At 40.4% G+C, this 19,507-nt stretch carries 17 protein-coding genes, 1 pseudogene and 1 riboswitch; of the genes and pseudogenes, 10 read left to right on the top strand and 8 right to left on the bottom strand.

The window, feature by feature from the left end:
• Position 1 precedes the first annotated feature (1 nt).
• Positions 2–898: a hypothetical protein gene (locus BN2425_RS12790; protein ID WP_154663502.1), complete on the bottom strand. Its 897-nt coding sequence runs from the start codon at positions 896–898 to the stop codon at positions 2–4.
• Between the two features lie 632 nt (positions 899–1,530).
• Between BN2425_RS12790 and BN2425_RS12785 the strand changes: the two genes are divergently transcribed.
• Positions 1,531–2,703, top strand: coding sequence for an MFS transporter (locus tag BN2425_RS12785; RefSeq protein WP_042459984.1), 1,173 nt, complete (start codon positions 1,531–1,533; stop codon positions 2,701–2,703).
• A 169-nt stretch (positions 2,704–2,872) separates the two neighbouring features.
• Entirely contained in the window at positions 2,873–3,277 is a 405-nt protein-coding gene (locus BN2425_RS12780) for a DUF6157 family protein (RefSeq protein WP_042459981.1), read from the top strand.
• 53 nt (positions 3,278–3,330) lie between these two features.
• On the opposite strand, the gene BN2425_RS12775 is transcribed toward BN2425_RS12780, so the two are convergent.
• A complete protein-coding gene (locus tag BN2425_RS12775; protein ID WP_042459978.1) occupies positions 3,331–3,702 on the bottom strand; it encodes a winged helix-turn-helix transcriptional regulator in 372 nt (123 codons plus the stop codon).
• A 210-nt stretch (positions 3,703–3,912) separates the two neighbouring features.
• On the opposite strand from BN2425_RS12775, the gene BN2425_RS12770 reads away from it, so the two are divergent.
• Positions 3,913–5,115 (top strand): MFS transporter, encoded by a 1,203-nt coding sequence (locus BN2425_RS12770; RefSeq protein ID WP_042459976.1) that lies wholly within the window; start codon positions 3,913–3,915, stop codon positions 5,113–5,115.
• A 128-nt stretch (positions 5,116–5,243) separates the two neighbouring features.
• Complete coding sequence (locus BN2425_RS12765; protein ID WP_042459973.1) at positions 5,244–6,086, top strand: aldo/keto reductase; 843 nt, start codon at positions 5,244–5,246, stop codon at positions 6,084–6,086.
• 28 nt (positions 6,087–6,114) lie between these two features.
• On the opposite strand, the pseudogene BN2425_RS12760 reads toward BN2425_RS12765, so the two are convergent.
• From BN2425_RS12760 to BN2425_RS12745, 4 genes and pseudogenes are all read right to left on the bottom strand, one after another.
• Positions 6,115–6,628: pseudogene (locus BN2425_RS12760) on the bottom strand (N-acetyltransferase family protein).
• A gap of 155 nt (positions 6,629–6,783) precedes the next feature.
• Positions 6,784–7,983 carry a phosphoglycerate dehydrogenase gene (locus BN2425_RS12755; RefSeq protein WP_042459970.1) on the bottom strand — a complete coding sequence of 400 codons (1,200 nt, stop codon included), beginning with the start codon at positions 7,981–7,983 and terminating at the stop codon, positions 6,784–6,786.
• Between the two features lie 162 nt (positions 7,984–8,145).
• Positions 8,146–8,225, bottom strand: a riboswitch (ZMP/ZTP riboswitch).
• A 111-nt stretch (positions 8,226–8,336) separates the two neighbouring features.
• Positions 8,337–9,248, bottom strand: coding sequence for an HD-GYP domain-containing protein (locus BN2425_RS12750; RefSeq protein WP_042459967.1), 912 nt, complete (start codon positions 9,246–9,248; stop codon positions 8,337–8,339).
• A gap of 94 nt (positions 9,249–9,342) precedes the next feature.
• Positions 9,343–10,032, bottom strand: coding sequence for a hypothetical protein (locus tag BN2425_RS12745; protein WP_042459964.1), 690 nt, complete (start codon positions 10,030–10,032; stop codon positions 9,343–9,345).
• A 671-nt stretch (positions 10,033–10,703) separates the two neighbouring features.
• On the opposite strand from BN2425_RS12745, the gene BN2425_RS12740 reads away from it, so the two are divergent.
• Together BN2425_RS12740 and BN2425_RS12735 are read left to right on the top strand one after the other, a co-directional pair.
• A complete protein-coding gene (locus BN2425_RS12740; RefSeq protein ID WP_235714627.1) occupies positions 10,704–11,075 on the top strand; it encodes a PH domain-containing protein in 372 nt (123 codons plus the stop codon).
• Between the two features lie 143 nt (positions 11,076–11,218).
• Positions 11,219–12,661: a PH domain-containing protein gene (locus tag BN2425_RS12735; RefSeq protein WP_042459961.1), complete on the top strand. Its 1,443-nt coding sequence runs from the start codon at positions 11,219–11,221 to the stop codon at positions 12,659–12,661.
• 21 nt (positions 12,662–12,682) lie between these two features.
• On the opposite strand, the gene BN2425_RS12730 is transcribed toward BN2425_RS12735, so the two are convergent.
• On the bottom strand, positions 12,683–13,171 hold the full coding sequence (locus tag BN2425_RS12730) for an FUSC family protein (RefSeq protein WP_052352855.1): 489 nt from the start codon (positions 13,169–13,171) through the stop codon (positions 12,683–12,685).
• Between the two features lie 813 nt (positions 13,172–13,984).
• On the opposite strand from BN2425_RS12730, the gene BN2425_RS12725 reads away from it, so the two are divergent.
• The 3 genes from BN2425_RS12725 (at position 13,985) to BN2425_RS12715 (ending at position 16,965) form a co-directional block, all read left to right on the top strand.
• Positions 13,985–15,184, top strand: a complete 1,200-nt coding sequence (locus tag BN2425_RS12725; protein ID WP_042459958.1) for a saccharopine dehydrogenase family protein — start codon at positions 13,985–13,987, stop codon at positions 15,182–15,184.
• Positions 15,185–15,186: 2 nt separating this feature from the next.
• Positions 15,187–16,314, top strand: coding sequence for a carboxynorspermidine decarboxylase (gene nspC / locus BN2425_RS12720; RefSeq protein ID WP_042459955.1), 1,128 nt, complete (start codon positions 15,187–15,189; stop codon positions 16,312–16,314).
• 198 nt (positions 16,315–16,512) lie between these two features.
• Positions 16,513–16,965: a CBS domain-containing protein gene (locus BN2425_RS12715; RefSeq protein ID WP_042459951.1), complete on the top strand. Its 453-nt coding sequence runs from the start codon at positions 16,513–16,515 to the stop codon at positions 16,963–16,965.
• Positions 16,966–17,064: 99 nt separating this feature from the next.
• Here the strand turns inward: BN2425_RS12715 and BN2425_RS12710 are convergent, their stop codons facing one another.
• Complete coding sequence (locus tag BN2425_RS12710; protein ID WP_042459947.1) at positions 17,065–18,519, bottom strand: DHA2 family efflux MFS transporter permease subunit; 1,455 nt, start codon at positions 18,517–18,519, stop codon at positions 17,065–17,067.
• A 230-nt stretch (positions 18,520–18,749) separates the two neighbouring features.
• Between BN2425_RS12710 and BN2425_RS12705 the strand changes: the two genes are divergently transcribed.
• Positions 18,750–19,502: an MBL fold metallo-hydrolase gene (locus BN2425_RS12705; protein ID WP_042459944.1), complete on the top strand. Its 753-nt coding sequence runs from the start codon at positions 18,750–18,752 to the stop codon at positions 19,500–19,502.
• Positions 19,503–19,507 lie beyond the last annotated feature (5 nt).

The following is a 19,507-nucleotide window of genomic DNA, read 5'->3' as shown; positions in this document are numbered from 1 at the left end:
GTTATACCTCTTCTGTTTCTATAGAATCGGAGAGGTTTGTCTTTAGGTCATTTAATTTTTCCTCTACCTGTAAAACCAACCGTACCAATTTTTTCGAACCCATTTGTTTGGCGCTAAGCTGGATGGCTTCCTCCACACATTCCTCAATTATGTGTAAATTATCGTCCAGCTGTGAATTAATCCCTTTAATAAGTTCTTGCAATACACGAGTAGAATCATCTTCAACTAATTCCTGAGAAGTTTGATCTAATTCATCCAAGGTATATAATAATTCCTCATCATCTAAATCAACTTCATCAAAGTCGTCTTCGTTGAAATCATTATCATCGAAGGCGTCTTCGTTAAAATCATCATCATCGAAGCCATCTTCGTTGAATTCATTATCATCAAAGCCATCTTCGTTGAATTCATTATCATCAAAGCCATCTTCGTTGAATTCATCATCAGTAGGATTCTCTTCGAGCGTGTCTTCGTTAAATAGATTGTTTTCGTCTATTTCCCTGTACTCAGAACCCACATCCTGTTCAGTGCCTAAATAGGGATTTTCAGGAAAGAGCAACTGTAAAAAGTCTACAAGGCCTTTTTGACTCCAATTTTTCGTGAAACTAGTAAACCGACTTAATGGAAAACCAAACCATACTTGGCCTTCCTGATAGAGGACCAGCATTTCGTCCCCTTCAAATTTATCTGGATTCGGCAGTGTGAAAACCTCTAGTGCAAAATGCTTAGGAATAACGGCGTTTTGCTGTGCAAATTTAAACCATCTTTTAATTAACTCTACATCATCTAAAGGCGTTGTTTCTGCTTTTCCCCAAATGTAAGAATTTTCATGTAGGATTTCCTCGCCTAACTCCATACAGAGCCAAGCCTCCGTAACCGACAAAATCTGATTGATCAATGTCCCATCACCTCTAGATTTAAATAAGAGATTTTTCTATAAGTTTTTTCTATAACTTTATTACTATATTCGACTTTACAAGTAGAATATAGTAATAATTTATCATATTTTAGGACTATTTTGGGAATAAAATAATAATAAACAATATAATTTTTCACAAACAATGCGTTTATTGACCTTTTCTGATAGAAAAGTTTTGTCAGTCCTATTGATGTTGTACATCTTAAATGGTTATAAAACGGATAAAAGTTAGGATTACAAGGTCCACTCTATTAAATTGAACTCTTTTAGCAATGAAATATATATCTATCTTTAATTATTGAGGCATTGCTGGATGCAGCAAATAATATTATATTAAAATATTTGTTTCTGTTAATTCTCTTTACGTGATCTAAAATAACTGGTAATTTTCTACTAATATTTTCTTCTTATTTTAAACGGTTCCTTACATTAAGAGTAACTCTTTCAGTGATCCACTCGGCGACTATTGGATGCAGACTATTGCTATTTAATGCTACTCATTCCTAATAGACTGCGTAGTTTTTTATTGTTTCACCGTACAATCAGCTGTATAATTCATATCCAGAACCTAATAATTAGGAATTCGAAATAAATAAGAAAGAGAGTCTTTAATGAGATCTAATAAATTTGCATTGTTTCTATTGATGTTTGACATGTTTATGACCTTTACTGCGGTTGGACTGATCATACCAGTTATGCCGAGTTATCTTAAAACATTTGGCGCGGCCGGTCAGGCGTTAGGGTTTATCATCGCCATTATCGCCTTTGCCCAGTTTCTTTTCTCACCGGTAGCAGGGAATTTATCCGACCGTTATGGAAGGAAAAATTTAATCGTCTTCGGTCTCTTCGTAAACGGCTTATCTCAAATCTTGTTTGGCCTGTCGACGGATTTGTGGATGCTGTTTGTCTGCCGGTTCTTTACCGGTGTCGGTTCTGCCTTTATCGTGCCGCCAGTCATGGCCTATGCGGCAGACATTACCACCGTTCAGGAACGGGGAAAAGCAATGGGCTGGATTGGGGCCGCTATTTCTTTAGGGTTTATGATTGGTCCTGGAATCGGCGGCTTTCTTTCGAATGTCAGCTTGCACTTCCCGTTTTATTTTGGAGGCTCAGGCGCCGTATTGGCAGGAATCCTGTCATTGGTGATCCTGCCGTCCATCAAGCCTTCGGTAAAAGAACAAGTAAAGGGCGACAATTTGTTAAAACAGATGGCTCGATCCTTTAAGACAAGCTACTTTGTGTTATTAATCGTAGTGTTTGTCTTCTCATTCGGGATTGCCAACTTCCAATCAACTTTGTCGATGTTCTTAACTTATAAATTCCATTTCACCCCAAATGACATTGCGATTGTTCTGACAGTTGGAGGCTTTGTCGGTGTCATCGTTCAATCCTTTGCATTGGATAAGCTGTTCAACCTGTTCGGTGAAATGAAAATCATTCTTTTTGGTTTACTCTTAGCAGCATTAAGTATGTTCGGCATGTTATATGTCAGCGGATTTTTCATCATTTTACTCGTTGCGACCTTGTTCTCCACAGCGACTACCTTAATCCGCCCGGCGGTTAACACACTCATCTCCAAAACAGCTGGAAGCGAACAAGGCTATGCCGCTGGAATGAACAACTCGTACATGAGCTTGGGGAACATGATCGGTCCTGCATTAGCGGGTACCCTGTTCGATTGGCATATGAGTCTCCCCTTTATGTTCGGGACCATTATCTTGCTCGGCTGCTTCTTCCTCACCCTCAGCTGGGCAAAACGAGCAGCAACACGACAACATGCATAAAAGTTTAACGCATTAACGCGCCGGGGGCCTGTCCCCCGGCGCGTTAATGCGTTACTGAGGCGGGGGACAGGCCCCGCTTTTCTATTTTTTATTTTATAAGTATGTGGGCCAATCTTTTGAGGAATAAAGATAATGTGAACATTAGCGAGTTTGTGTACAGGGGGATTTTATGAGTTATAAGGATACCTTTATCACTATTTCGGACGATTCGAACCTTTCTTCTGGTGTTGTTCCTGTGCCAAGGAATGGGAAACCGACGATTGCTTCGATTGAATATGATCTACTCAAGAATGCTCCTTACCAATATACGCAGGAAGAAGTTCAGTTTAAGACACATTTAATCAAGAACCAAATTGAATCAGATTACCTCGATGAGCTGAGAGAGCAATTCTTTTCAAAGCCAAAAGCATGTTTTAGAGCCTCACCATTGGTCAAAAATTATGGCTGGGGAATCCATTACAACGAACAAGGAAAAATTGCGATTTATGAAGTTAACAGCAAAGCCTATGAAGATTTCCTCGACCAGGAACAAATAACAAAGCTAAAGGGCATGCGAACCAAAAGAAAGCAGTGAAAGGGCAGGAGTGCATCTTTCACTTTTTTTATGCTTGATAGCCGTATATTCCCTTACTTTAAATGTTCGTTCAATACATTTTCTTCTAAGACAGCAAACTTATCACCATAAACTTTCGTGATATGCTTTTCCCCCCAGGAACAAAGGGCATCTAATATACTTTTTAAACTCCAGCCATACTCGCTCAATTCGTACTCCACCTTGGGCGGGATTTGGTTATAAACAATCCGGTTAATGATTCCGTCTTCTTCTAATTCACGTAATTGCTGGGTCAGCATTTTTTGGGTGATATCCGGCATGAGGCGTTTCAGTTCACTGGTCCGCTTTTTTCCGTGGGTCAGATGGCATAAAATCACGCATTTCCACTTTCCCCCGATCACTTCAAGTGTAGCTTCTACGGATATGTTGTATTTCTTTTGCTTCATGCAGATTTCCTCCTATATTGATAGGCACTAAAAAGTACCTATATCACTTTTAGGTACCTATATTACTTTAAAGTGCGTACTTCCTAATAACAACTATTTATCACATAATAGCATTTGCCAGTTGGATTTGATTATACCCCATTATGAGTATAGTTTACTTTAACGGAGTCTCTTTATCCTATATCACAATTTTACCAAGGAGGAAAAGTTATGTCTTTTCAAAACAAACAAAGCACCTTTGCATTGCTTGCATTGGCAATAAGTGCTTTTGCTATAGGAACAACCGAGTTTATCAGCGTCGGGCTGCTGCCGTTAATTGCTGAGGATTTACACAAACCCGTCACTACCGCAGGCTTGACCGTATCTTTATACGCCTTAGGCGTGACATTAGGTGCGCCCATTCTAACATCCCTGACGTCGAGGATGTCACGAAAAGCATTATTGCTTTGGATTATGGTGATTTTCATTTTAGGAAACAGTCTAGCTGCAGCTTCCTCCAGTATCGGGGTGCTGCTTGCCGCACGGATAATCTCCGCTTTTTCACACGGTGTTTTTATGTCAATCGGCTCAACTATTGCAGCTGATTTAGTACCTGAAAATCGCAGGGCCAGTGCCATCTCGATTATGTTTACGGGACTCACAGTTGCCACCGTTACAGGTGTCCCATTGGGAACATTTATCGGACAGCAAATGGGCTGGAGAGTCGCCTTTATCATCATTGCAGCTGTTGGTGTGTTTGCCCTGTTGGCCAATAGTATTCTTGTTCCTGCAAATTTGCGGAAAGGAAACCCAGTAACCCTAAATGATCAGTTCAAATTAATTACAAATGGCCGGCTGCTGCTTACTTTCCTTATTACAGCTCTAGGCTATGGGGGTACATTTGTCGTCTTTACGTATTTAACCCCATTACTTCAAAATGTCACAGGCTTTAAAGCAGAAACAGTGGCCGTAATCTTGCTTATTTACGGGGTTGCGATTGCCATTGGCAATACAACGGGTGGAAAATTAGCGAATCGCAACCCGCTTAAAGCGTTATTCTATATGTTTATCGTACAAGCAATTGTCCTATTTATCCTGATGTTTACTGCTCCATTTAAAGTAGCCGGTTTAATCACCATCTTTTTAATGGGGTTGATGGCCTTTATGAATGTGCCTGGTTTGCAGGTTTATGTAGTTATATTAGCTCAGCGATATGTGCCAGCAGCGGAGGATGTGGCTTCAGCGGTCAATATTGCGGCATTTAACGCCGGCATTGCCATAGGCTCCTTCTTGGGTGGCATTGTGACCGACTCCATTGGACTCCTTCACACAACCTGGATTGGCTCCCTCATGGTGCTTGCAGCCGTACTCCTTACTGGCTTTGGACGCTTTCTCGAGGCTCGAGGGCCAAAACAGAACCAAAGAGCTGCATAAGAATATCGGCCGATATGTGGTACTTTTTCAGTCCTTATTTTTGTAGGATCTGACGGTATTAAATAAGAGAAGTAATAAAACCATAGCTTTATTTCCTATGTACAAGAACAATCGGAGGTTTATTAAACATGAACAAATACTTACAAGATACAGTTACTTTGCATAATGGTGTCAATATGCCCTGGTTTGGTATTGGGGTGTTTAAAGTAGAGGAAGGTCCTGAACTGGTCAATGCGGTGAAATTTGCCATTAAACATGGATACAGGAGCATTGATACAGCCGCCATTTACGGGAACGAAGAAAGTGTCGGACAGGCCATCCGGGAAGGAATGAAAGAGGCGGGCATTTCAAGAGAGGAACTGTTTGTTACCTCTAAAGTTTGGAATTCCGACTTAGGCTACGAGACCACCCTTGCTGCCTATGATTTGACCTTAAAAAAACTGGGTCTTGATTATTTTGATTTATACTTAATCCACTGGCCAGTGGAAGGCAAATATAAAGAAGCGTGGCAGGCACTGGAGACTCTATATATGCATGGAAAAGTAAAAGCAATTGGGGTAAGTAATTTTCAGGTCCACCATTTAGAAGACTTGATGAAGGACGCCGAAGTAATACCAATGGTCAATCAAGTCGAATATCACCCAAAATTGACCCAGAAAGGAGTACAGTTGTACTGTCAAGAACATGGTATCCAGTTAGAAGCCTGGTCTCCTTTGATGCAAGGCCAATTATTGGATCATCCTGTATTAAAAGAAATCGCCGATCAATATAACAAAACGGTCCCCCAAATTATTTTGCGCTGGGACTTGCAAAACGGTGTCGTCACCATCCCCAAGTCTACTAAGGAACATCGAATTGTTGAGAATTCCAGTATTTTCGATTTCACATTAACCGTGGATGATATGGAGAGAATTAACTCCCTTAACGAAAACCATCGCATCGGACCAGACCCTGACAATATTGATTTCTAATATGAAATGTGAGGACGGTTCTCCCGGTTTAATTCTGTAACCGGAGAACGTCCCCCTTAAATCTGCCCATAACAATGGTATGATAGTATTTCCCGTCGGAAAGAAGTTTGTCATTTCTTAATACCCCTTCGATTTCAAAACCATGTTTTTTGTATAGATGAATGCCAGATTCATTTGTCTCCAATACATGCAGCGTTATTTTTGTGATACAGTTGGTGTCCGCCCATGAGGTAGTTTCTTTTAATAAATGATTCCCGATTCCAAATCCCCAATATTCTTTTAAAATACATATTCCAAACTCTACTTTATGGGCAAATCGCTTTAAGCTGCTTCCTTCGCACCTTGAAAAACCGACAATCCTGAATGATTTGTTTAAATCCAGGCACATCGATAAAAGCCTCCCCCGGTCCTCTATCGAGGTTCTCTGTCTCTTCATCAATTTGCAATCTTAGCGCGGACAACTGCTCGGCATCCGATTCCAGCGCCGAACGAATGTGATAATGGACACCTTTTACTTCGAATTCTTTACTGGTAATAATCATGGGTTATCTCCATTCACGTTTAGTCGAGCAATCCAAGCATCTGTTTTTCGTTCTACCTTTTCAAACAAAATTCCTGCCATTGTCTTAGAGAAAAGCCGAGGTAGCAGACAAAAAAGAAGGGGCAGTCCCCTTCTTTTTAAAATTTAAATTTAAATTTAAATAACGCGCACTTTCACAATGCCATCAATTTGGTTAATTTTTGCCAGTAATCCAGGAATCGTTTCACCATTTACTTTTTCATCAATGTCGATCATGGTATAGGCGTAGCCCCCACGGCTTCTGTTGACCATATCAGCAATGTTTAAGTGATAGCTGGAAATGGCAGACGTGATTTGGCCGACCATGTTTGGAACGTTATGATGGAAAGCCGTTACCCGGCGCTTACCCGTAAACGGCAAAGACGCATTAGGGAAGTTAACTGAATTTTGGATGTTCCCCGTTTCAAGGAAATCCTTCACCTGACGTGCTGCCATGATTGCACAATTTTCCTCTGACTCTTCGGTAGATGCACCAAGGTGCGGGGTGCAGATTGTATTTTTCATTTTTAAAACCTTTTCGTTCGGGAAGTCGGTAATAAATTTACCTACTTTCCCGCTTTCGAGTGCCTCAGCCATATCGTCTTCATTAACCAGCTCACCGCGTGAGAAGTTCAAAATGTAAACGCCGTCCTTCATAATGCTGAACGTTTCCTTATTGAACATGCCACCCGTGTCTTTCGTAAATGGCACGTGGACGGTAATATAATCGGATTCAGCAAATAATTGCTCAATCGTCATCGCACGACGGACATTACGAGACAGTTTCCAAGCCGTATCCACGGAAATGAATGGGTCAAAACCGATTACTTCCATATCTAAATCAAGTGCATCATTTGCAACCAATGCTCCAATGGCACCTAAACCAATAATGCCAAGTGTTTTACCTTTTATTTCTTTTCCGACAAATTGCTTCTTTCCTGCTTCGACCAACTTTGGAACTTTGTCGCCCTCAGCGGCCAAGGTTTTGGTCCATGCCACTCCGTCGTAAAGGTTGCGGGAAGATGCCATCAGAGAGGTCAACACCAATTCCTTTACGGCATTCGCATTGGCACCAGGGGTATTAAATACGACAATTCCTTGATCCGTGCATTTGTCGACTGGAATGTTATTGACACCAGCGCCCGCCCGTGCAATCGCCTTTAAATTGGCACCGAAATCCATTGCATGCATATTGAAGCTGCGAACAACAATAGCATCTGGATCTTCACAGTTATTGTCAACGACATATTGTTCCTGGTTGAATACCTTCAGGCCGCTATCTGCGATATTGTTTAATGGTTTGATGGTTTTTAATTTGTCTGCCACTACTGTACTCATCTCTTATCCCTCTTTTATTTGAAGATAGTTATAAATTTCACAAACATAAGCCAAATCCTTCATCTTACATTAACCTTGAAAGTCTACATCCAATACACTTTAACAAAAGCTGTATTGACTATCCCCTCCCATTAAACATAAAGAGGCAAGGGGTGGTTCCCTTACCTCTGCCCAGGCGAACGGCAATCGACACTATGTGCTCCCTCACGGTTTATCCGCGTTCGCCAGTCACACATAGCCTTTTTCATTTTTCTTAGTTTAACAAATTTTCTATCAACTTTCAATCTATAACATATTTCTATTTTTATATACTTATATATTTATGTTCTTTCAAAAAAAATTAACTACTTTTATTAGCTTATTCGGCCCTCTTCCTTTAGAATCTGCTCAAAGGCCATGACAACCTCCTTATCGTAATGGGACCCAGCAAGTCTTCTAAGCTCATTTAACGCTATTTGTTCTTTAAATGCTTTGCGGTAGGCACGGTCTTCCGTCATCGCATCAAATGTGTCACTAACCGCTATGATTCTAGCTTCCAAAAGGATTTCCTCTCCAGAAAGGCCATGTGGATAGCCGCTTCCGTTTAACCTTTCGTGATGTTGTTCGATAATAGGTGCAAGTTCCTTATAAAAAGAGTCCCTCACCATTTCAGCACCGTCTCCAGGGTGCTTCTTAATAAGTTCAAATTCTTCATCTGTCAGTTTGCCTGGTTTAGTTAAAACTTCACTGGGAACATGGATTTTTCCAATATCGTGCAGTACTGCTGCTACCGCCAGATTCTCCAGTTGTTCTTTACCCAGTTTCAACTTCTTCGCTATTTTCACCGAGTATTCAGCCACTCGGTCACTATGTTTATAAGTATATCTATCCTTTAATTCAACTTGTTTGGTGATCTCCTTAAGTGCGGAAATATCCTTACTAATATGTACAAAGGTTGGTTCGGTAAAGACACACAGTAAGGTCACTTTCGATAGGGCGGTAAAATAAATGGGATTATTGAGGCCTCTTACAGAAAAATAATCCTCAGGACCTAATGTAAGCTTTTCTGTATCCAGTTCACAAATGACTTGACCCGATAAAATATAATAAAATTCAAGAGAGCTCGCATTTTCACTGGGATACACGTAAAATAATTTTCCCTCTTCAATTGTCTGCTGAATAATTTCAACACCATTCCCACGAGATAATAGACTCAGCTCTAAATTATTCTCAAATTTAACTGTTTCTAAAAAAACGCCCTTTTTTCCGATCGTAAATCCTTCCATAGTATCCCACCTTTGTACAATGAAAACGAGCCCATAATAGAACTCGTTTTCATTGTACAACATATAATTCTAAATTGTCAGTTATAAATCAACATTAACAACCGACTACTCTTATCGGATCAATCCATACCCACTTATTAGCAAATCGAACAAGCTTCCAGCTGCATTCCGCCTGAACACCTTTTGCAGCTGCTCTTTTGATGGTTTCAGCTGAAATTTTAAATGTATCATTGTAAACATCCGTAATGACTTTATCCAGATCGTTCGTAAACTTTTGTGTTTTTTCTTGCGATTTAGTAGCCTTTTCGTTTAGCTTTGCATTGAGTCTATTTAGTTTGTCTTCTAGTTTTTTTGTATCCTTATCGTCTGTCGGACCCAATTGTGCAGTTACTCCACTAATTTCTTGTTCAATTTCTGCCATTTTTGCCTCTATTTTAGCTTGTTCCTCTATCATTTTTGCATTAATTTCATTCAGCTTTTGACTTAGTTTTGCCTTATCAGCATCGTTTTTAGCACCATTTAAATCAGTCAGGACTTTCCCCTTTTCATCTTCCAATTTAATGATTTGGTCTCCTGCTTCAATCTTACGAACATCACGAAGGTAATCTTCCTGAAGGGAATCTGCTCTTTCCACTGCTTTTTTAATTTTTTCATCTATCTCTGTGTTTGTCTTTTCAATTAATGCTAGAGCCTCTTTAACATCCTTATCTTCAGCTGCAAATGCCGGTGTGCCAATACATAATAATAACACCGTCAAAAATAAAATCGAAATGCCTTTTTTCATAGTATTTTCCTCCTTTTTTAAAGGCTGCCCTGAAAATAAGCGAGTTTAAAAGACCAATCATTATAAACAAGCTCGCTTATTTTCATACCTCATGGTGCAAATTTTTTTCATGAGTGCCTCTGTTGAATTGGCTGTTGATTTCCGCTACAGTCGCTCGCTTTCCGCTGGCGTGCCAGGGAGGCCTCCTCGGCGCTGAAAGCGCCTGCGGGGTCTCCCCAACCCCGTACTCCCGCAAGAGTCGAGCGCCTTCCGCTCCAATCAACAGTGTTAAAAAAATCAACATTATTGTTTAACAGAGCCTTTTTAAAAAATAATATTAGGCCGTTTATTCAAGATTAGTAGAAAAGTAATCATAGAGAAACGTGATTCCAACTATGCAATAATTCTCCAATATTCTCCATCGGTCTAGATTATGTACATAAAATGTAAAATATTAAAACTTTTTTACTAATCATCCATTATTATACAAGGTAATATTTCCTATTTCCATGTCTTTTTTTGTAATATTTAGTTATTTTAATGTTTAATTATGTCGAAGTGTATGCTGAGACTAGTTACATGCCTATAATCTAATGGAATTAAATGAAAAAATTTAGCGAATGGTGAGATTTACTTATAGTTAATGAAACTTTTGGAAAAGGATTCACGTATAAGGTTTTGAGGTGAGAAAAATGTACCTGCCTATAGGTGAACCAACAGAAAAAATTTCATCCCATGCTGTAAAAGTTTGGCGTATTTCGAATTTCATCGGCCATCTGTCTGCATTAGTGTTCATGGCCGTTCTGCTTTTCTGCAGCAAGAAGTTTGACTGGTATGATTGGATCGGAGTCGTACTTTATATAATAGGTGGCCTGTTACTTTTATCTGCCTTATATTCAATTTTGATTGAACCTGTCTATTTGCAAAAAACCTGGCGATACAATATAGACCAGCAGTTTATACAGTATAAACATGGAAGATTATATGAGAAGCATACCCTCATACCAATGGAAAAAGTGGAATACGTCCGATCAAAACAGGGCCCCCATTATGCGACGATATAACTTATATAGCTTTGAGGTCGGCACCACCACTTCGAGCCATAACATACCAGCGATTCCTTCTGAAAAAGCCAAACACCTAAAGGACAAAATTGCGATGTATGCAAAATAAAAGAAAATGATTTGGCGGAGGGGGAGACGGGCGCATGACTCACGGAGCTAACCGCTATCACCCTGCCATCATTTTGGTGGATTTAATTTCCTTTGTGAAAGGCTCATCTGCTGTCATTCTGTTTTTATTTGTTTTGAAGGCGTCTTCCACCTCCGCCTGGGTGGTATGGGGACGCTATCTCTTTTTCCTTGCATTGGGAATGTCTACCATTTGGAGCTTTTTAAAATGGTTACTCCATCAGTATGAAATCGTTGGGGACACCATCGTGTTCCGTGAGGGCGTTTTTGTAAAAGAGCAGCGCAGTATGCCATTTGACCGGAAACATAACCAAAAGTCAAATACCACCTTCGTCCACCGATGGTTTGGCCTGACTACTTTGACGCTTGAAACTGGCACAAGCGGCGAGAATTCTTCCTTTCACTTTCCAGTCATCACCGAGGAAGAGAAACGGCGGATACTTCTTCATTTGGAGGGAAAAACGGTTTTAGATGAAGCGTCTGAGGCCCCTAATCTTGGTAAGACAACTGGCAGAACCATACATTTTCGCTCCACAAAAAAGGATTTAGTAAAGGCTTCCTTTACATCATTAAGCTTTTTAGCGATTTTTCCGATTGTCAGTACCATATATTTTAACCTAGCTGACTTTTTCGAAATTGAAAAAACAGCGAAGAATGCCCTGGATTACTTATTCCTTCACTGGTGGATGCTGATCGTTCTCCTTATTCCTACTCTTGCGTTATCCACTGTGGTTGGTTTTATCCAAACGTACATCAAATACGGGAACTATGTGATTAGTGATGACCAGGAGCGAATTTATATTGAAAAGGGAGCAGGTAATTTTATCAGTTTTTCGATTTCCAAACACCGGGTGCAAGCCGTGGTGGTCAAACAGTCAATTTTGAAGCGGATGCTTGGGCTGGTATCAATTAAACTAATCAGCGCCGGTAGCTTGGAAGATGAGAAAAAACAAGAAACCAGTTCACTTTATCCGTTTATGGCAAAGCAAGAGGCTTACCGGATTTTACAAACAATGCTGCCTGAGTACCGGATTGTCGAACAGATGGAATGTTTCCCTGTAAAGGTATTGTGGCTTAAGCTGCTGCAGCCCTATTATTTGACTATCCTTGTCATTATAGGCTTGCTCATTTTTAAAAGCACGTGGCTGTGGATGGCTTCCATTGTCTTTATCCTCTCTATATTCGACCGTGTGCTGGACTACTGGTTTACCAGCTATATCCGCTATGGTAATACGGTGCAAATCCGTAAAGGCGGCTTCACCAATGAAACGTTCGTCACCCACCGTGAACGAATCCAGCAAATTACCGTCCAGCACTCCTGGATTGAGAGAAAATTTGGTGTCGCCACACTTCTTTTTTCCAATAAAGCGAAGCCGCTGTATGTGAACAAATTATTTGGGGTACCCAAAGAGGAAGCCGGCAGCTTCTTTAACTGGTATCACCGCAAAAACGCCTCGTAGGCGCGAGGCGTTTTTTGGGGACTACGTTATTTTTTTCCTAGCAATCAGACCCGAATAAATTAACTGGATGACACCTGCGGTAAGCACCCCGATAAGCGTGTCCCTTATTCTGTCTATGGCATAGTGCTTCGTTTGGTGTTCGAATACAAAAACAAATAAAATGGTAAGCGCTACTTGGTGAAGAACCTTTTTGTCAAAGTTTAAAAATTTTGCTATATAGCACCCTAATAAAATCAATAGTCCTAAGTTCCAGCCATTTACTGTCAAATGGCTTGCAACTAAAACAGCAACGAAAATGCCAATAACCGTTCCTATTACCCGTTTGATTGACAGACTTACCGTCTTATCCATCGTTGATTGGATGGTCAGGATGACTGAAAGCGGCGCCAAATAAGGATGATCTGATCCTAGCAGTTTCGATATTTCCCATGCTAAAGCAGACCCCACTGACAGTTTCCATATCAGAATGGATAAGTTCTGATTGGTCATATCCTTTTTACTTGTTTCCATTTTTCCCTCGTTTGTTTTCCTTTTAGTATTCTTTTCGTTTAGAAAGAATATGTAATGCAAGGAGCTTCGTTTTAAGAACAAACAATCAGAACAAGCACTCTTTCATATGGTTTTTAATATGATTCCTTAACGACATATTTTTAACAGTTGGTTCCTTTTACCACCAGGTCAATATGTCCATTTATGAAGCCCCTCAAAATGCCATCATTCAGTCATTCTTATCCGCATAAAATTGGTATTTCACTTTGGCCTGTAGTCGAACTTTGTAAAAAATTTATTTTTTCTATTGATATTTTAATTATATGCTGATAATATAAGTGAGTATTTAATTGGAAAGCTAATATTCTATATATCGTGAGTCTTTCCAGCAGATAATTTTGACCACTTTCTTAGGGAAGTCAAGGCCATACGGACAGCCGGGTCAAATGCCGATTGGCAACTTTAGTTGCCTTATTGATTGAGTTAAAAGCTCAAATTTTATAAGTTGGTTACTTTACAACCAGTGCATTTGCACACAACTTGTGAAACGGTCAATAAGAGTGGTAAAAGTGATTATTTGCTATATAGACTCTGATCCCAAATGATATATTTTGAATATTAAAGAGCTTCCGCCATGACGTCTTTAACGTATTCTAATGGCATTGTCATGGGTATTTTATGGCTTTTTTAATATGATGACTATATCCAAAGCAAGTGTGATGCGCTATGATGCGATCGTCTTCACTTGCTTTTTTGTTGTTTACAAAAGATTCTAGAGGGTATCACACTTATTCCTCTCGTTTTACAAAATCTATTAGGTTAGGAGATAGGAGAATGGGGAAAGCACTTATTATTGGTTGTGGCGGCGTGGCTCAAGTAGCCATCCATAAATGTGTTCAAAATAGTGAGGTATTTGAAGAGATTTGTATCGCCAGCCGTACAAAATCCAAATGTGATGATTTAAAAGCCAAGTTAGATGGCGGAAAAACAAAAATTACCACTGCACAAGTGGATGCAAATAATGTAGAGGAACTAATTGCTTTAATCAATGAAGTAAAACCGGATATCGTTATGAACTTGGCATTGCCATACCAAGATTTAACCATCATGGACGCATGCCTTGCCACAAAAACGAACTACCTAGATACAGCCAACTATGAGCCAGAAGATACGGCTAAATTTGAATATAAATGGCAATGGGAATATCAGGAGAAATTCCGTGAAGCTGGTATTACCGCCCTTCTTGGCAGCGGATTTGACCCAGGTGTAACAGGCGTATTCTCTGCTTATGCCCTAAAACATCACTTCGATGAAATTGAATACATCGATATCCTTGACTGTAACGGCGGTGACCATGGCTATCCATTTGCTACTAACTTCAACCCTGAAATCAATATCCGCGAAGTATCTGCAAACGGACGTTATTGGGAAAACGGCGAATGGATTGAAACGGAGCCAATGGAAATCAAGCGCGTTTATAACTTCGATGAAGTCGGCGAGAAAGATATGTATTTGCTATACCATGAAGAGCTTGAATCTCTTACAAAAAACATTCCTGGACTTAAGCGGATCCGTTTCTTCATGACATTCGGTCAAAGCTATCTTACACATCTAAAATGTCTTGAAAATGTCGGCATGACTTCCATCGAGCCAATCGAATTCGAAGGAAAGCAAATCATTCCGCTTCAATTCTTGAAAGCTGTGCTGCCAGACCCTGCCACTCTTGGGCCTCGCACAAAAGGTAAAACCAACATCGGTTGTATCTTCCGCGGCAAAAAAGATGGAAAAGATAAAGTTTACTATGTGTACAACGTTTGTGACCATGAAGAGTGCTACAGAGAAGTCGGTTCTCAAGCCGTTTCTTACACAACCGGTGTTCCTGCAATGATTGGCGCGATGATGTTGATGACTGGAAAATGGGATTACAAAGGCGTTTACAATATTGAAGAGTTTGATCCAGACCCATTTATGGAAGCATTAAACAAATGGGGACTACCATGGAAGGAAAGCTTTGACCCAGAGCTAGTGGACTAAGGATGAAATTTGAAGAATTACCAACACCATGTTATGTAGTCGATGAAGAGCTTTTGGAAAAAAATCTTAAAACCCTGAACGGTGTCATGCAGCGGACAGGAGCAAAAATTGTATTAGCCCAGAAAGCATTTTCCATGTATTCACTGTACCCATTTATCGGGGAATATTTAAGCGGCACAACCGCAAGCGGCCTATATGAGGCGCGTTTAGGTTATGAAGAGATGGGCAAAGAAAATCATTGTTTCTCTGCTGCCTATCGCGAAGAAGAAATGGACGAAATCATCTCCATTTGTGACCATATCATATTCAATTCCAACACGCAGTTGGCAAAATTTAAAGATCGTGTTTTGCAGGCCGGCAAAAAAGTCGGCTTGCGCATCAATCCTGAATGTTCTACACAAGTAGGTCATGCCATTTATGACCCTTGTACGGTAGGTTCGCGATTTGGCGTCACCATTGAGCATTTCCAGCCTGAACTGCTTGCCGGTGTGTCTGGCTTGCATTTCCACACCCTTTGTCAGCAAAATTCTGACGACTTAGAGACGACTCTAAATGCAGTGGAAGAAAAGTTTGGACCGTATTTGCATCAAATGGAATGGATTAACTTTGGCGGCGGCCATCATATTACCAGAGAGGATTATGATATTCCTCGCCTTGAAGCTTGCATTAAGAGAATGCAAGAGAAATATGGTTTAGAAGTTTACCTTGAACCGGGCGAAGCTGTTGCCCTAAACGCCGGATATTTGGTTACCACGGTGCTGGACACGGTTCAAAACGGAATGGACATTGCCATTCTTGATACTTCTGCATCCTGCCATATGCCGGATGTACTCGAAATGCCTTACCGCCCTCCTCTTTTTGGATCAGGTGAAGTTGGAGAGAAACCATATACGTATCGCCTCGGCGGACAAACCTGCCTGACTGGCGATGTGATTGGCGATTATTCGTTCGACAATCCTTTACAATTAGGCGACCGTTTAGTTTTTGGTGATATGGCGATTTACACAATGGTTAAGAACACCACGTTTAACGGTATGCCATTACCAGCCATTGCCGTGAAGCATAAAGATGGAGACTGTGAGGTCGTTCACCAGTTTGGCTATCAAGATTTCAAAATGAGATTGGCTTAAACATATCTTACATGAACCAGATTCCCACTACGGAATCTGGTTTTTTAATAGTTTAATTCGAAAAAATGGCCTTGCTTTAGAAAAATTGATCAGTCCATAAAACAGACATGTTTTTCGTATTACGTGGGAAATGGAACTTTGTTAAGATAAGAACACTTCTAAAAATGTACAGGTTACATTATAGAAAGAAGGATTGGCATGAAAGTAAGGGACTTCATGATTACAAAACTATTTACGGTAAAACGGAACACTACCGTTAAGGAATTATTGCAGGTGCTCAACTCGAATCGAATCGGCGGGGTGCCCGTTGTGGATGACAATGGCCATTTGGCTGGTATCGTTTCTGATGGCGACGTGTTACGCTACCTGGCTCCAAAGCCTCTCGGTTTTACCGGGCTGATTTATATCATAGAGGATGGAGAAATTGAGGATATCATTAAAGAAAAGCTTCATACATCGGTAAAGGAAATCATGACCAAACGGAATGTCGTCTCTGTATCACCTGATGACGATTTTGAAGAGGCACTCCGGTTATTGTCTCGGCACCACTACAAAAAACTCCCGGTCGTAAACGGCGCTGGACGTGTCATAGGTGTAATCAGTCGTGGGGATATTATCGATAATATTTCAAAAAAAATCATCATTTCGTAAGGCTATTACTTCGTTTTACAAGTTGTTGAAGAATTCATAGCAACAAAAAAAGAAACCGTCTTTAATCGACGGTTTTTTTTAGTTGCTTAAGTTACCATACTAGTTTTGTACAGGTTCTGTTGCTTTTACTGCCCCTTGCGCATTTGCCTTTATTTCGCTTGGTTTTCTTACAAATAGAGAACAGATGAATGTAATGACTGAAATTCCTGTAATAAAGTAAAATGCATATTTTACTCCTGCAGCAAGAATCTCCTGTTGTGAAGCATCTGGAGAATCGAAGACAAAACCATTCTGACCAGCAGTAAACAGGGTTATGGCAATAGCCGTCCCTGCTGCCCCTGCCACTTGGTTAAAGGTGTTCATAGCGGCGGAACCATCCGCATATAATTCACGCGGGAGTTGGTTCAGGGCATTGGTTTGCGATGGCATCATCACCATCGTTAAACCAAAGAATAACACCATAAATGCGGCTACTACTTGCCAAGCAGGGGTTGTGGCTGAAAGTGTGACCATAAAAATGATATTCCCAATGACGACAAACAGCGAACCAATGATAACGAAAATACGTGCTCCCCATTTATCAAAGAGTGATCCAACAATTGGTGACATAATGACATTCACAGCATTACCAGGAAGCAGCAGTAAACCGGCAACAGCGGCACTGAACAATAAGGCCCCCTTTAAATAAAGCGGCAATAGAATGGCAGAAGAAAGAATCATTAAAATCCCCAGAAACATCATTGCTGTACCTAATGTGAACATTGGATACTTAAACACTCGTAAATTAATCATTGGCTGCGCCATTTTTATTTGCCGTGTCCCAAATAGAATAAGCGCTATAATCCCTATCAGTAACGGTGCCCATACTTTAGCGGATGAAAAAGCCTCTACCGCCATCGTGGCCAAAGCAAAAATCAAGCCGCCAAAACCAATAGTGGAAAGTAAAATAGACACTACATCCATTTTTGGTTTGGTTATTTCCGATACATTCTTGATTATCGCCGCAGCAAAGAAAATCAATCCTACATAAAAAATGGCGCTAATCCAGAAAATATAGTGCCATCCCAAAGTACTGATAATGACCCCTGAGAGAGTCGGTCCCAATGCCGGTGCCAATGTGATGACCAGACCCATGATTCCCATGACTACACCGCGCTTGTGGACGGGAAAGATCACCAGCAGGACGCTTGTCATGACCGGCAGTAACATGCCCGTTCCAATCGCTTGAACCAGACGTCCGAGTAATAATATCCAGAAACTTGGGGAAATGGCTGCTAAAACTGCTCCAGCCAGTGAAATCACCAGTCCCCCCACCACTAATTGTCTTGTCGTGAACCATTTCATTAATAAGGCCGATACCGGCACCAGAATGGCCAGTACCAATAAATATCCGGTTGTCAACCACTGAGCGATGGCAGCCTTGACTGTAAAGTCTTCCATCACATTGGATAGGGCCATATTTAATGCGGTCTCACCGAATAATCCGAAAAAGGCACCTAGCATCAGGACAAAAGCCATTGCTTTAGGCTTTTTCACTTGTATTTGTGTATTCATAACAATCCCCTTTTCTACTTAATTAACCTCTTTTTTGACAGTGGATTTTTTTCATCTTCAGCAATCTGCCTCCACTAGACCGACCAGTCTGTTTGTAACTTTATCAAAAATTTAATCCATGAGTCAAGGTTTTTTTCACAGATTTGACATAGTTACTTTTGAAAACGTTGTTCCCTCCCCACTTTAAATCGTTACTCCCATTTTTCCTTTTCTTTAAGAAGGGATACCAAATGATTTATCGAACTTTTACAAGAGCTTTTAGTTTGGGGGAAGAAATTTGGATTATTTTTGAACCTATTAAGAAAAATGTTTATGTGCTGGCAGTATGGGATGCTGAATGGAAATCCTATAACAACTGCTACATTATTCTAGAAGGAGATTATATTACCCTGTTAGATTGCGGTAAAAAGGAGCATTCCATCTATTTAATTAAAGCACTTGAAAGCCTAGGAAAATCAGTTGACGATGTTACTCTTCTATTAGCTACCCATGGTCATGAAGATCATGTACAAGGCGCCGAAATTTTTATAAATGCCAAGAAATATATTCATGCAAATGAACGCGGTAAGATGGAGTATCCTTATCCGGAGCAATTCGAAATACTCCCCTCCAATCGCAATAATATTGATGACTTTGATATTCTTCTTGTGGGTGACCATACCCCTGGTTCGGTAGCTTTCTACCATCGTCCATCCAAAGTGGTCTTCACAGGTGATTTCCTATGCTTTTTTGGTGACTCACTTTCAAAGGATGGCTTAGTTTCACAGGGAAATGATCTTAGAGAGGCATGGCTTTCCTTCTTACATAACGGCGGAGTCACTGGTCAACATTTGAAAATTTTTATCGAGGGATTAAAAGGCATAAATCGTTTTGATGCTGATGCAATGTGTAGCGGTCATGGCGGGGTGCTTGTAGGTGATATCACCTCATTTGTTTCTGAATTAATTCATTTAGGCCAAGAATGGTTACATACTGTTAAATAGATATG

The organism is Neobacillus dielmonensis (assembly GCF_000612665.1).
Classification (GTDB): Bacteria; Bacillota; Bacilli; order Bacillales; family Cytobacillaceae; genus Neobacillus; species Neobacillus dielmonensis.
This window is presented reverse-complemented; position numbering and strand designations above follow the sequence as displayed.

Excerpts from the sequence above, each read along its gene's own strand:
- BN2425_RS12725 (WP_042459958.1), top strand. The coding sequence starts at position 13,985 with ATGGGGAAAGCACTTATTATTGGTTGTGGCGGCGTGGCTCAAGTAGCC.
- BN2425_RS12735 (WP_042459961.1), top strand. The coding sequence starts at position 11,219 with ATGACTCACGGAGCTAACCGCTATCACCCTGCCATCATTTTGGTGGAT.
- BN2425_RS12715 (WP_042459951.1), top strand. The coding sequence starts at position 16,513 with ATGAAAGTAAGGGACTTCATGATTACAAAACTATTTACGGTAAAACGG.
- BN2425_RS12705 (WP_042459944.1), top strand. The coding sequence starts at position 18,750 with ATGATTTATCGAACTTTTACAAGAGCTTTTAGTTTGGGGGAAGAAATT.
- BN2425_RS12775 (WP_042459978.1), bottom strand. The coding sequence starts at position 3,702 with ATGAAGCAAAAGAAATACAACATATCCGTAGAAGCTACACTTGAAGTG.
- BN2425_RS12755 (WP_042459970.1), bottom strand. The coding sequence starts at position 7,983 with ATGAGTACAGTAGTGGCAGACAAATTAAAAACCATCAAACCATTAAAC.
- BN2425_RS12785 (WP_042459984.1), top strand. The coding sequence starts at position 1,531 with ATGAGATCTAATAAATTTGCATTGTTTCTATTGATGTTTGACATGTTT.
- BN2425_RS12780 (WP_042459981.1), top strand. The coding sequence starts at position 2,873 with ATGAGTTATAAGGATACCTTTATCACTATTTCGGACGATTCGAACCTT.
- BN2425_RS12740 (WP_235714627.1), top strand. The coding sequence starts at position 10,704 with ATGTACCTGCCTATAGGTGAACCAACAGAAAAAATTTCATCCCATGCT.
- BN2425_RS12745 (WP_042459964.1), bottom strand. The coding sequence starts at position 10,032 with ATGAAAAAAGGCATTTCGATTTTATTTTTGACGGTGTTATTATTATGT.
- BN2425_RS12710 (WP_042459947.1), bottom strand. The coding sequence starts at position 18,519 with ATGAATACACAAATACAAGTGAAAAAGCCTAAAGCAATGGCTTTTGTC.
- BN2425_RS12730 (WP_052352855.1), bottom strand. The coding sequence starts at position 13,171 with ATGGAAACAAGTAAAAAGGATATGACCAATCAGAACTTATCCATTCTG.
- BN2425_RS12770 (WP_042459976.1), top strand. The coding sequence starts at position 3,913 with ATGTCTTTTCAAAACAAACAAAGCACCTTTGCATTGCTTGCATTGGCA.
- BN2425_RS12765 (WP_042459973.1), top strand. The coding sequence starts at position 5,244 with ATGAACAAATACTTACAAGATACAGTTACTTTGCATAATGGTGTCAAT.
- BN2425_RS12750 (WP_042459967.1), bottom strand. The coding sequence starts at position 9,248 with ATGGAAGGATTTACGATCGGAAAAAAGGGCGTTTTTTTAGAAACAGTT.
- nspC (WP_042459955.1), top strand. The coding sequence starts at position 15,187 with ATGAAATTTGAAGAATTACCAACACCATGTTATGTAGTCGATGAAGAG.